At 74.5% G+C, this 12,633-nt stretch carries 11 protein-coding genes; 3 read left to right on the top strand and 8 right to left on the bottom strand.

Annotated features, from left to right (window positions below):
• Window positions 1-198 precede the first annotated feature (198 nt).
• From CHR28_RS04555 to CHR28_RS04540, 4 genes are all read right to left on the bottom strand, one after another.
• Window positions 199-1,122 (bottom strand): sirohydrochlorin chelatase, encoded by a 924-nt coding sequence (locus CHR28_RS04555; protein WP_094052116.1) that lies wholly within the window; start codon window positions 1,120-1,122, stop codon window positions 199-201.
• Window positions 1,123-1,232: 110 nt separating this feature from the next.
• Window positions 1,233-2,234: an N-acetylglucosamine kinase gene (locus tag CHR28_RS04550; protein WP_094052115.1), complete on the bottom strand. Its 1,002-nt coding sequence runs from the start codon at window positions 2,232-2,234 to the stop codon at window positions 1,233-1,235.
• A complete protein-coding gene (locus CHR28_RS04545) occupies window positions 2,231-2,908 on the bottom strand; it encodes a uracil-DNA glycosylase (RefSeq protein ID WP_094052114.1) in 678 nt (225 codons plus the stop codon). Before CHR28_RS04545 ends, CHR28_RS04550 begins: the two co-directional genes overlap by 4 nt.
• Window positions 2,909-3,010: 102 nt before the next feature.
• Window positions 3,011-4,168, bottom strand: coding sequence for a WD40/YVTN/BNR-like repeat-containing protein (locus CHR28_RS04540; protein WP_094052113.1), 1,158 nt, complete (start codon window positions 4,166-4,168; stop codon window positions 3,011-3,013).
• Window positions 4,169-4,343: 175 nt separating this feature from the next.
• On the opposite strand from CHR28_RS04540, the gene CHR28_RS04535 reads away from it, so the two are divergent.
• A complete protein-coding gene (locus CHR28_RS04535; RefSeq protein ID WP_094052112.1) occupies window positions 4,344-4,928 on the top strand; it encodes an Rv1733c family protein in 585 nt (194 codons plus the stop codon).
• A 239-nt stretch (window positions 4,929-5,167) separates the two neighbouring features.
• On the opposite strand, the gene CHR28_RS04530 is transcribed toward CHR28_RS04535, so the two are convergent.
• On the bottom strand, window positions 5,168-7,201 hold the full coding sequence (locus CHR28_RS04530) for a PBS lyase (protein ID WP_094052111.1): 2,034 nt from the start codon (window positions 7,199-7,201) through the stop codon (window positions 5,168-5,170).
• 115 nt (window positions 7,202-7,316) lie between these two features.
• Window positions 7,317-8,984, bottom strand: coding sequence for a DNA alkylation response protein (locus CHR28_RS04525; RefSeq protein ID WP_094052110.1), 1,668 nt, complete (start codon window positions 8,982-8,984; stop codon window positions 7,317-7,319).
• Between the two features lie 80 nt (window positions 8,985-9,064).
• Here CHR28_RS04525 and CHR28_RS04520 point away from each other — a divergent pair, with 80 nt between their 5' ends.
• The gene (locus tag CHR28_RS04520) at window positions 9,065-9,823 is read left to right on the top strand and encodes a PaaX family transcriptional regulator C-terminal domain-containing protein (RefSeq protein ID WP_094052157.1); all 759 of its coding nucleotides are present in this window, start codon (window positions 9,065-9,067) and stop codon (window positions 9,821-9,823) included.
• A gap of 86 nt (window positions 9,824-9,909) precedes the next feature.
• Here CHR28_RS04520 and CHR28_RS04515 read toward each other — a convergent pair whose 3' ends face one another.
• Window positions 9,910-10,698 carry a pectate lyase gene (locus CHR28_RS04515; RefSeq protein ID WP_094052109.1) on the bottom strand — a complete coding sequence of 263 codons (789 nt, stop codon included), beginning with the start codon at window positions 10,696-10,698 and terminating at the stop codon, window positions 9,910-9,912.
• A 306-nt stretch (window positions 10,699-11,004) separates the two neighbouring features.
• Window positions 11,005-12,084, bottom strand: coding sequence for an NADH:flavin oxidoreductase/NADH oxidase (locus CHR28_RS04510; RefSeq protein WP_094052156.1), 1,080 nt, complete (start codon window positions 12,082-12,084; stop codon window positions 11,005-11,007).
• 119 nt (window positions 12,085-12,203) lie between these two features.
• On the opposite strand from CHR28_RS04510, the gene CHR28_RS04505 reads away from it, so the two are divergent.
• On the top strand, window positions 12,204-12,554 hold the full coding sequence (locus tag CHR28_RS04505; protein WP_094052155.1) for an ArsR/SmtB family transcription factor: 351 nt from the start codon (window positions 12,204-12,206) through the stop codon (window positions 12,552-12,554).
• The last annotated feature ends 79 nt before the right edge of the window (window positions 12,555-12,633 follow it).

Below are 12,633 nucleotides of genomic sequence, written 5' to 3'. Positions count from 1 at the left end.
GATCAACGTGCTCTTCGCGATGCTCCGCGACGGCACCTTCTACGAACCCAGAACCCCACACCTCGCTTGACGAAACACATAGAGGCACCCCCCGGCGACCGACCCCCCCCGCCGACCGGTCCCCAGTGACCGGCGCCCCGCCGCGACGACGAAGGCCCGCTCCGAATCGGAGCGGGCCTTTCCGGTCGTACCGGAGCGTCAGCGAACCGGCGCGCCCTGCGGCTGCTGCGGCGAGATGCCCAGCGCCGTCGTGTACTTCGCCAGGGCCAGCTTGCCGATGGCCGGGTACGGGCCGAGCGACTCGGAGGCGGAGCACTCCGCCTCCTTCGCGGCCTCCTCGACCAGCCCCGGCTCGATCTCCGGGCCGATCAGGTACGGCGCGAGGGCCAGCTGCTGCGAGCCCGAGGAGCGCAGTTGCTCGGCGACGGAAGCGATGGAGCCCTCCTGGTCCAGGGCGGCCGCCATCACCGGCACGGCGAGGCGCGCGGCGAGCAGCATGCCGGTGATCCCGGCCGCCTGCACGGCCTCGTCACCGCCCACGGAGGCCAGGATGATGCCGTCGGCGGCGGTCGCCACCGTGAACAGCCGGGCACGGTCCGCGCGGGCCAGACCGGCCTCGGACAGCCGCACGTGCAGCGCCTCGGCGAGCAGCGGGTGCGGGCCGAGGACGTCCGTCAGCTCGGCGGCGACACGGCTCTCCATGAGAGCCTGGCGGACCTGGCGCAGCAGCGCGCTGTCCGGCCCGGCGAGCAGCGGCACGACGACGGCGACGGGGCCGTCGGGCTGCTTGACGTCCATACCGGCGGCGCGGGCCTGCTCGTAACGCGCCGTGCGCTCCTCGGCGGTGTGCACGAGCACGGTCTGCAGCGTGGGGAACTCGGCGTCGTCGCCGTCGAGGTACCCGATCCGGGCGTCGAGGCCGGGGAGCTCGGAGCGGGCGATGCTCACGACCTCCTCGGCGAGGCTGCGCGTGGCGCTACTGGGCGTCCCCGGCACGGCGAGGACGAGCGCGGGCGCACCCTCGGGAGCGACCAGCGGCTCGGGACGGCGGTGCCGTCCGGGCTGGCGGGGGCGCGGCATTCGTACGGGCAGGCCATCCGCGGGCCCAGTGGGGGAACTCATGGCGCCGAATGTTACTGGTTTCCTGGGCTCCCCTGTTCGGGGAGGGTGCAGGTGAGCGGTATCCGTCCCGTTTTGTCGGATGAGTTCCGCACGGTTCGGACGGGATCGGATCAATCACCCGATCCATCACCCGACAGGGTCGTCACGGTCAGCATCGCCGCGTCACCCGGCAGGGTGAGCGGGCCGGTGCTCAGCTCGGCGGCCATGCGCACCGCTCCGTCCAGCGGATCGCCCGCCGCCGGCACGCGCCGCGCCCCCGGGAGCCGCTTCGCCAACTCCTCGTCCAGCGGGCCGAGGAGCGGCTCACCCATCCTGAACAGGCCGCCGGTGACGGCCAGCCGCGCCGCACCGCCCGCCGGGCACACGGCCGCCGCCGACTCGGCGATGTGCCGGGCGGCCTCGCGCAGGATGCCGGCCGCGACCGGATCCCCGTCCGCGCAGGCCGCCGCGACCTGGGGCGCGAACGAGGCGAGCACGGCGGGCCGGTCGGGCCGCGGATACAGCGCCCCGGGCAGCCCGGTGACCGTTCCGAACTGCTCCTCGGCATCCTCGAGGAGCCGGTCCGAGCCGCCCGCCCGCCCGTCATGGGCGCGCAGCGCGGCCTCCAGACCGGCCCGCCCGATCCAGGCGCCGCCGCCGCAGTCGCCCAGCAGATGCCCCCAGCCGTCCGCACGGCGCCAGCCGGTCAGGTCCGTGCCGATCGCGATCAGCCCCGTGCCACCGGCGACCACCGCGCCCGGCCGGGGTCCGAGGGCCCCCACGTACGCGGTCACTGCGTCGGCCGCCAGCGCGACGGTCCGCACGCCCAGCTCTCCGGCCAGGGCGCCCGGCAGTTCGGCGCGCAGCGCGTCACCGAGGGTCGCGAGCCCGGCCGCGCCGACGACGGCCGCCGACAGCCGCACCGGGCCGGTCTCGGCGGTCAGGGCCCGCACCAGCGGCAGCAGTTGCGCCATGAAGTGACCGGGGTCGATGCCCCGCTCACCCGTGCGCACCGGCTCCCCGGAGGCGCACCGGGCCAGCGGGCCGCGCTCGGCGGTCCCGACGACCACCCGCAGACCGGACCCGCCGGAGTCCACCGCGAGGAACCCGGGAGTCTCCGGCGCCCCCGTCACGGCAGGCGCCAGTCCACCGGTTGGCCGCCCTGGCGGATCAGCAGGTCGTTGGCCCGGCTGAACGGACGGGAGCCGAAGAAACCCCGGTCGGCGGACATGGGCGAGGGGTGGGCGGACTCCACCGAGGGCAGATCACCGAGGAGCGGGCGCAGATTGCGCGCGTCACGCCCCCACAGGATGGACACCAGCGGCTTGCCACGCCCGGCCAGCGCCCGGATCGCCTGCTCGGTGACCTCCTCCCAGCCCTTGCCCCGATGCGCGCCGGGCTTGCGCGGGGCGGTGGTCAGGGCCCTGTTGAGCAGCAGCACCCCCTGTCGCGTCCACGGCGTGAGGTCACCGCTGGACGGCGGGGGCACGCCCAGGTCGGAGTGCAGTTCCCGGAAGATGTTGACGAGGCTGCCGGGCAGCGGCCGCACCTCGGGGGCGACCGAGAACGACAGTCCCACGGCGTGCCCCGGGGTGGGATACGGGTCCTGACCGACGATCAGGACCCGTACGTCGTCGAAGGGCTGCTGGAAGGCCCGCAGGACGTTCGGCCCGGCCGGGAGGTAGGTGCGTCCCGCGGCGATCTCCGCGCGGAGGAAGTCCCCCATCGCGGCGACGCGTTCGGTCACCGGTTCCAGGGCCTTCGCCCAGCCCGCTTCGACGATTTCATGCAAGGGTCGTGGTGCCACGGGCGTCACCCTACTGCCGTAAGGGCAGCGGCGATCAACCGGTGGCCGGCGCCTGCGCGTAACCGCGTCCCCCCGCCTCACGGACGCCTCACCCGAGACGCCTCACCCGACGACCGCCGCCCGGACGCACAGCACGTCCGGCAGATGCGAGGCGAGCTGCTGCCAGCTGTCGCCGTCGTCCGCCGAAGCGAACACCTCGCCGTTGCGGTTGCCGAAGTAGACGCCCGCCGGGTCGGCGTCGTCCGTGCACATCGCGTCGCGCAGCACCGTGCCGTAGTGGTCCTCCTGGGGCAGGCCCGCCGAGAGGGGCTCCCAGCTCTTGCCGGCGTCGGCCGTGCGGTAGACCCGGCAGCGGTGGTCGGCCGGGACGCGGTCGGCGTCGGCGTTGATCGGGAAGACGTACGCCGTGTCGCCCCGGTGCGGATGCGCGGCCGCGGCGAAGCCGAACGTGGACGGCAGGCCCTCGCCGATGTCCGTCCAGGTCGCGCCCGCATCGTCGCTGCGGTACACCCCCCAGTGGTTCTGCAGATACAGCCGGTCCGGGTCGGCGCCGTCCCGCGTGACCTTGTGCACGCACTGGCCGAACTCCGGGTTCGGGTCGGGCAGGAACACCGCCGAGACGCCCGAGTTGGAGGGCGTCCAGCTCGCGCCCCCGTCCAGCGTCCGGAACACGCCGGCCGTCGACACCGCGACCGTCACCGCACGCGGGTCGCGCGCGTCGGTCAGCACCGTGTGCAGCCCCTCACCGCCGCCGCCCGGCACCCACTTCGACCGCGTCGGGTGCTCCCACAGGGGCCGGACGAGCGCGAACGTCTCCCCGCGGTCCTCCGAGCGGTACAGCGCGGCCGGTTCCGTGCCCGCGTACACCACGTCCGGTTCGGCCGCGGCCGGGTGCAGCTGCCACACCCGCTCCAGGGACGCCCCGGTGTCCTTGGGGAACTTGACGGCCGGTTCTGCCGGTTCGGTCCAGGTCCGGCCGAGGTCGTCGGAGTGGAACACCGACGGGCCCCAGTGCGAGCTGTCGCCGCCGGCCAGCAGCCGCGGGGTCGCGGTGCGGGTGTCGATGGCGACCGAGTACACGGCCTGTGCGTTGAAGTAGGGACTCTCGTCGAACTCCCAGGCGCCACCGCCTCGCCGGCGCCCGATGAACAGGCCTTTGCGCGTACCCACGGCGAGCAGTACCTCGGTCATGCCGATCACCTCCGCGGCGTCACCTTTGACGCCTTCTCCTCGGACACCGGCCAGTCTGCACCCCACCACTGACAGTCACCTCCGCACCGCGCTGCGATGCAGGTCAGGGCGGTGTCGCCGGCCTTCGCGGCGGGCCCGGGCGAGGGCGCGCGGCCCGCCGCGGGGGCGGTGTGGTGAGCATCCGGGGGACCGCTTGCGTATGGGTAGAGCGGCGATGGTCGCGCACGCGAGGAGGAACCCTTCGATGGCGTTACGTGGTCCGCAGGTGTGGCTGTGGCGCTGGCGGCCCAACCCGCTCAAGCGCCGCGCCGACCGGATCGAGGCCTGGGTGCTGCTGGGGGTATGGGCACTCGCCGTGCTCATCGGGGTGTCGGTCGGCACGGCGGTGAGCCGGACGGTCGAGGACGCGCTGGCCCGCGAGCGCGCCGCGTGGCGCCCCCTGGTGGGACTGCTCGCCGAGCGGGCACCCGGCACGCCCGCCGAGGGCGGCGCCACGTCCCGCACCGACCGGGTGTGGGCGAGGGCCACCTGGACCGCCGCGGACGGAACCTCCCACTCCGGGCAGCTCCGGGTCCCGGCCGGCAGCCCCGCCGGAACCCCGGTCACCGTGTGGACGGACCCCGAGGGAGGCCAGGTGACCCGGCCCATGACCCCCTCCCAGGCCCACGTACGGGCCGGCCTCCTTGGCGGCGCGGCGGGCCTCGCGGCCGCCGCCGTCCCCCTCGCCGCCGGCCGCGCCCTCCGCAACCGCCTGGAGCGCCACCGCATCGACCAGTGGGCCACCGAATGGTCCCGCTTCGGCCCCATGTGGGGGCGAACAACGGGCTGAGCCACAACACCGTGGCCGCCCCCACCCCCGCCACACGCATGCCGAACCGCACGGGACGGGCAGTTTCACCGATGCCGAGACGGTTCGTCCGGTGGCGCGGGCCACCGTGCGGCCGTGCACGGTGCCCATGACCGTGCGGCCGCGAAGGCGAGCGGTCCGGGCAGTCTGAGCGCCGCGTTCGGGAGTGGTCCTCCGGCTGCCCGGGGGGTGATGCGGTGGGCGGTGCCCGGGCGGGGGCTCTACGGCACGAGGCCCTCCCTGTTCGGTGTCGCTCCGGCCAGGGCCTCCCGGCACACCCGTAGCAGCGCCAGGTCCGCCTGGATGCCCTGTCCGCCCGCGTCGGTCCGGTGGCGTCGTGGGGCGGCGAGTTCGGTGCGCAGCAGGTCGTGCAGAGGGGTGCCCGCCGGGCCCAGGGCCGCCACGCACCCGGCGATCGCCGCCCTCGTGCGGGGCTGCTCCGCCCAGGCCGACCGGAGGACCGGGGAGACCCGCTCACCGTCGCCCGCCACCCGCCACACCGCGCACGCGGCCGACACCCGCTCCCCGGGCTCCGCGGAGCCGGTCAGGCGGAGCAGCTCGGGCAGGGCCGGGGCGGCCGCCGGGCCCAGCCGTGCGAGGGCGTTCGCCGCCGCCGCGCGGTGGTGCCGGCCGCTCCCGGTGTCCGTCAACACCCGCAGCAGCGCGGGCAGTACGGCGTCCGGCTCGCCCGTGACGGACCACAGCGCCTCCGCGGCGGTGACGGCGCAGTCGGTGTCCAGCAGCCCGCGCAGCTCCGGTATCGCCTCCCGCGCGGCCGTGCCGAACGCGGCCAGGGCACGGACCGCCGCCTCCACGACGGGCCGGTCCGGCCTGCCGGGCGTGTCCCGCAGCAGCCGCACCACCGACGGCACGGACGCGGTGTCCCCGAGGGCCGAGAGGGCCGTCAGCAGGGGCGCGGCCCGGACCCGGTCGCCGGGGCCGTCGCGCAGCACCCGCGCGAGGCGCCGCCGCAGCGCCGGGCCCAGCGGGGCGGCGGCCTGCCCCAGGCGGGGTATCACCAGCCCCAGGTCGTCCGGCACGACCGGCCCCGCCAGCACCTCGGCCAGCACCGGGACGGCCCGCGCGTCCCCCGTCCCGGCCAGTGCCCGCAGAGGACCGCCCAGGGCCGGCGTCCCCCGCCGCCCGTAGTGGACGCGCAGCTCGGGCCGCTGGATCACCAGGGCGTGCAGCGGCCCGGCGGCGGGCGCGGCCAGCTCGGTCAGCTCCAGCAGGACGGCGACCGCCGCGTCGTGCAAGCGGCCCTCCTCCGCGCCCACTTGCGCCCCGATCAGGACGACCGGCTCCGGGTGGGCGCCCCGCCACTCGCGGAACAGCCCGGCCGCCATCCACACGGCGTTGCACCGGTCGAGGGGGTCAGGGCTGGTCAACTGCCCGCACAGCAGGCCGACCCGGTCGGCCACCCGGTCGCCCAGCCCGTGGTGCAGGGTCCGCAGCAGCCGGGAGCCCTCCTCGTCCGAGGGCCGCAGCCGCCGCAGCCGCACGGCGAGGGTGTCCGTGCCGGAACAGCCGTGGGCGCGGCCGGCGCGGGTGCGCTGCGTGGACCTGTCCCGGAGCAGCCGGACGACGGTCGGCACGAGATCCTCGGGCAGCTCCCGCGGCGCGCAGGCGGCGAGCTGTCCCACCGCGGCGAGCCGCAGCCCGGGACCGTACGGCGGCCGGCTCAGCTCGGTCAGCACCCGCACCGCCCCGGCGGCACGCGGGTCGCCTGCGGCGCCGTACCACCGCGCGAACAGGCCGAGGGCCTCGGCCAGGCCGACCAGGACCCCGTCGTCCCGCTCCACCGCGATCCGCTCCCGCAGCAGGGCGAGCGCACGGGTCGGCGGGACCACGTACCGCACGAGCGCGGGCAGGACCGCCCGGCGCACCCCCGCGTCCGCGTCACCGGCCAGCCGGACGAACACCTCGGCGCGTGCCCGCAGCGCGGCGCGGACCCGGGCGGCGAGACCGGGGGAGGCGCCGTCGGCACCGCCGATGCTGACCAGCAGCTCCACGACCCCCGCCCGGTCCCGCACCTCCTCGCGGACGGCGAGCGCCAGAAGGAATGGCACACAGGCGAGCGTCGCGTCGTACACGTCCCCCCGGTGGTGCACGGCGCCGTACATCCCGTCGAGGGCCGTCTCCCGCTCGGCCGGGTCGGCGGAGGCCAGCCCCCGCAGTAAGCCGGGCACGTCCTCCGCACTGCCGTCCGCATGGCGCAGCGAGGCCCAGTCGACCTCGTCGATCCCCCTGAACACGTTGTCCTCCCCAGGCGAAGTGCCACTGACGGGGAGTCTGCACCACGGCACCGACAACGAAGCGGAATCGGGCGATGACGGTGCGCGAACCGTACGGGGGTTGGCCGATCGCCGCTCAGTCCCGGCCGGGCAGCGACCGTCGCACGATCGCGTCCAGGTCCGCCGCCTCCGGCAGCGTCCCGAACGCGTGGCCCCAGTCACCCCCGAGCCGGGTCGCGCAGAACGCGTCGGCGACCGCGGGCGGGGCGTGCCGCACGAGGAGCGACGCCTGGAGCGTCAGCGCCATGTCCTCCACGAGACGCCGGGCCGTCGTCTGCGAAGCGCCGGACAGCCGGTCCTTCAGCCGTGCCACGGCCGCGTCCAGCCGCGCGTCGGCGCCCCGGGCCAGCGCGAACTCGCTGAACAGCGCCTCGGCCGTACCGGGTTCGCGGCCGAGCGCCCGCAGCACGTCGAGCGCGTTGACGTTCCCGGAGCCCTCCCAGATCGACAGCAGGGGAGCCTCGCGGTAGTGCCGGGGCATGCCCGAGTCCTCGACGTAGCCGTTGCCGCCGAGGCACTCCAGGGCCTCCGCGGTGAAGGCCGGGCCGCGCTTGGTCACCCAGTACTTGCCGACGGCGGTGGCGATCCGGCGGAACGCGGCCTCGCCCTCGTCACCGCGGATCGCCCGGTCCGCCGCCCCGGCCAGCCGCAGCGTGAGCGTCGTGGCGGCCTCGGACTCCAGCGCGAGATCGGCCAGAACGTTGCGCATCAGCGGCTGGTCCACGAGCCGCGCACCGAACGCGCTGCGGTGCCGCGCGTGGTGCCCGGCCTCGACGAGGGACTTGCGCATCAGCGCGGCCGACATCATCACGCAGTCCAGCCGCGTGCAGTTGACCATCTCGATGATGGTCTTCACGCCCTGCCCCTCGGGGCCGACCAGCCAGGCGACGGTCCCGTCGAACTCCGGCTCGGAGGAGGCGTTGGACCGGTTGCCGAGCTTGTCCTTCAGCCGCTGGATGCGGAAGGTGTTGCGGGTGCCGTCGGGCAGCACGCGCGGCACCAGGAAGCACGACAGCCCGCCCGGGGCCTGCGCCAGCACGAGGAACACGTCGCACATCGGCGCCGAGGTGAACCACTTGTGCCCGCGCAGCGTGTACACACCCGGCTCGGCCGTGGGCGTGGCGGCCGTGGTGTTCGTGCGGACGTCGGATCCGCCCTGCTTCTCGGTCATCCCCATGCCCGCCAGCAGCCCGCGCTTGTCCGTCGGCACGCGCAGGCCCGGGTCGTACTCCCGGCTCGTCAGCAGCGGTTCGTAGACCTTCGCCAGCTCCGGCTGCCGGCGCAGCGCGGGGACGGCCGCGTACGTCATGGACGTCGGGCAGCCGTGCCCGGCCTCGGTGTGCCCCCACACGAGTCCGCCGGCGGTGCGCGCGACATGGGCGCCGGGCCGTGCGTCACCCCAGGGCGACGCCGCCAGCCCCTCGGTGATCGCCGTGCGCATCAGGTGGTGCCAGCTCGGGTGGAACTCGACCTCGTCGACCCGGTTGCCGTACCGGTCGTGCGTGCGCAGCTCCGGCTCGTACCGGTTGGCCAGGTCGGCCCACTCCTGGGCCTGGGCGCTGCCGGCCTGCCGGCCGAGCCGCCGCAGCTCCTCCTCGGCCCAGCCGGCGCCCTCCCGCCTCAGCCCTTCCAGCAGGACGGTGTCGGCGGACGCGTCGTACGGGGTGAGGGGCGGGGCCTGGTTGGTGACGTCGTGGGTGGCGGCTCCGCCGTACGGCCGCTGTTCGTCGGGTGTCGGGACCATGCCCCGAGTGTTGCACTCTCGCTGCGACCGCAGCAATAGTGCAACACATGCGGGAGAGCGGCCGCGTACAGTACGTGACCATGCCGATGAACGACCCGGCGCGGCCCGGCGCGCTCGATCTGCGTCCGCTGTCCGCGCGGTCGGTGGTGCTGAGCCTGCTGCTCGGCACTCATCCCCCCGAACTGCCGGTGAGGGAGCTCGTGCGGCTGGTGGAGGGCTTCGACGTCGGCGCCTCCACGCTCCGGGCGGCGCTCAGCCGGATGGTGGCGGCCGGGGACCTGCGGCGCACGGACGCCGGCTACCGCCTCAGCGACCGGCTGCTGGCACGCCAGCGGCGTCAGGACGACGCCGTGCACCCGCGCACGCGCGCGTGGGACGGCGACTGGGAGATGGTCGTCATCACCGCGACCGGGCGCGGCCCCGCCGAGCGCGCCGAGTTGCGCACCCGGCTGACCGGCCTGCGGCTCGCCGAACTCCGCGAGGGCGTCTGGCTCCGGCCGGCCAATCTCACCCGCGCGCTCCCCGGCGACCTGGACCGGATCGCCGAGCGCTGCACGGCCCGCCCCGGCCGCCCCGCGCCCGAACTGGCCGCTTCCCTGTGGCCGCTGGACGACTGGTCCGCCACGGCCCGGGCGCTGCTCGCGCACATCGCCCGGGCACCCCGCCCGGCCGACCGGCTCACCGCCTACGCGGCCGTCGTGCGGCACCTCCTGGCCGACCCCGTCCTGCCGGAGGCCCTGCTGCCGGCCGACTGGCCCGGACCCGGGCTGCGCGCCGCCTACACCGCCTACCAGGCGGAGCTGGTCGGGGAGGCGCACGCGCGCGTGCGCGGCGCATGACGCGGACGGCCGTGCGCGGCGCCCGCCGGGACGCCGCGCACGGCCGCCTTCACCGTGGGGGGACGTGCGGGACTGCCTGTTCCGGACTACCTGTAGGTGATGTCCGAGGTGGAGTACAGGCAGTTGGTGCTGTCGGGACCCGTCCCGACGGCGGTGTTGTTGTTGTACTTCTGGCAGGGGACGACCTTGCGGCTCGCGTCGTTGCGGATGGTGATGCCGCGCAGCGTCGCCACGTCGTTGCGGTTGACGTTGATGCCGACGAGCCGCGCGGTGCTGCCCGTGCCGGTCACGTCGATGGTGTTGAGGTTGACCTTGCGGGTGTACTGCGTGGAGCAGTCGCCGCAGGAGCGGTACAGCGTCTTGAACTCCTGCACCGCGAAGTTCGAGATGTTGAGCGTGCCGCCGCCGTTGTGCTGGAAGACCTTGTCCGCCGCCTTCTTCGCGCCGCCGCCGATCACGTGGTAGGTGGCGCCGGTGCCGCCGCGGAAGGTGGCGGCGTCCTCGCCGACGTCCTCCCACCAGACGTTCTGCAGCGTGCAGCTGCCCTCGCAGTGGATGCCGTCGGCCGCCGGGGCGCCGAGGATGACGTTCTTCAGCACCGCGCCGTCCGAGAGCCGGAAGATCGGGTCCTGGCCCTCCTCCTGGCCGTCACCGGCCAGGTCGCCGGTGCCGTAGTACCGCTTCATCCCGTAGTCCTTCGTGCCGGACACCGAGATGGTGGCGGAGGTTCCCTGGCTGCCGTTCGGCGTGGGCCAGGTGGCGGCGCTCGCTGTGGGTGCGTTGGTGGTCATGAGCATGCCAACCGACAGGCCGAGAGTGGCCAGCGTGCCGGTCAGCGCGCGCCTGCGGGCGCGCGGACGTGTCGCAGAAGTCATGTCCCGATTCCTTCTGTCCGTTCGAGCGATGGGGGGAAGTCGGTGCTTTCCCGTGCTCGCCCCTCGACGGCTCCGAGGGGCGAACATGGTCATACACATGAACGACGTTCACGTAATTGCTCGTCGCAGGTGAAGATGGTGCCTCTGGGTCACGCTGCTGAACGGAAGGTAGAGGGCAAGCGCTTTCTAGTCAACGCCTCGCGCAGCGCACATTCGATCGGTCCTGGTCGCGGGGGTGAAGGCGTGGGAGCGCATCCATGACAGGGGCGCCGCGTGCGCTCCCACGGAGCTGTCGGGGGTGCCGGATCAGACCGAGCGGTGGTACTGGTCCGGCACGTGCACCTCGCCGCCCAGTTCCCGCGCCGCGTGCCGGGCCCACGAGGGGTTGCGCAGCAGCTCGCGGCCCAGCAGCACCGCGTCCGCCTCGCCGTTGGCCAGGATCTTCTCGGCCTGCTCGGCGTCGGTGATGAGCCCCACCGCGGCGACCGCCAGGTCCGTCTCGTTCTTCACCCGGGCCGCGAAGGGCACCTGGTAGCCCGGCCCGGTCGGGATGCGGACGCCGGAGGCGTTGCCGCCGGTGGAGACGTCCAGCAGGTCCACGCCGTGGGCCCGCAGTTCGCCCGCGAAACGCACGGTGTCGTCGGGGGTCCAGCCGCCCTCGTCGAGCCAGTCGGTCGCGGAGATGCGGAAGAACAGCGGCTTGTCGTCCGGCCACACCTCCCGCACGGCGTCGACGACCTCCAGCGCGAACCGGGTGCGGTTCTCGTGCGAGCCGCCGTAGGCGTCGGTGCGGTGGTTGGAGTGCGGGGAGAGGAACTCGTTGATCAGGTAGCCGTGCGCGCCGTGGATCTCGGCGATATCGAAACCGGCGGCGAGCGCGCGTCGGGCCGCGGCCGCGAACTGGTCCACGATGTCCTTGATCGCCTCCACGCTCAGCTCGGCCGGCGCCGGGTGCTTGTCGTCGAACGCGATCGGGCTCGGCGCGACGGGGTCCCAGCCGTGGGCGTCGGGACCGACCGGCCCGCCGCCCTTCCAGGGGCGGTCCGTCGAGGCCTTGCGCCCGGCGTGGGCCAGCTGGACGGCGGGGACCGTGCCCTGCTCCCGGAGGAAGCTGGTGATCCGGCGGAACGCCTCGACCTGCGTGTCGGTCCAGATGCCCAGGTCGTAGGGGGAGATGCGGCCCTCGGGAGACACCGCGGTCGCCTCGACGACGATCAGCCCCGTGCCGCCGGTCGCGCGGGCGGCGTAGTGGGCGAAGTGCCAGTCCGTGGGGGCGCCGGCCGCCGGACCCTCCGGTGCCGCCGAGTACTGGCACATCGGGGGCATCCACACGCGGTTCGGGATCGTCACATCGCGCAGGGTGTAGGGCTCGAAGAGCGCGGTCACGGCGGACTCCATTCGTCACGGGGCCGATGTCGACTCGTACGATAGGCATCGTAGTACGGGAGATGTCAAACTACGAGGGTTCTCGTACTATGGGGGTCCCGAAGGAAGTGGAGCCCGCCGTGACGTCGCCCGTCGTCAGTAGTCGTGATCTGCCGCATCCCGTGCGGGACGAGATTCGCCTGGAGGGGGTGCTGCACGCGCTCAGTGATCCGATGCGGCTGCGGATCGTGCGGGAACTCGCCGTCGGTAGTGGCGAGTTGTCCTGCTCCGACTTCGAGCTGCCGGTCACCAAGTCGACCACCACGCACCACTTCCGGGTGCTGCGCGAGAGCGGGGTGATCCGGCAGGTGTACCGCGGGACGGCCAAGATGAACGGGCTGCGGCGGGACGATCTGGACGAGCTGTTCCCGGGGTTGCTGGACGCGCTCCTCGACGCGGCGGCGCGGCAGGCCGTCCGGGCGGGTGGCTGAACCGGCCCGGGTCATGACCGGTCGCGGGGCGTCACACGCCTCGCGCACCCCACGCCTCGCGCACCCGCGGCTTCGGCGT

It is taken from the genome of Streptomyces sp. XY006 (assembly GCF_002237655.1).
GTDB classification, from domain to species: Bacteria; Actinomycetota; Actinomycetes; order Streptomycetales; family Streptomycetaceae; genus Streptomyces; species Streptomyces levis.
This window is presented reverse-complemented; position numbering and strand designations above follow the sequence as displayed.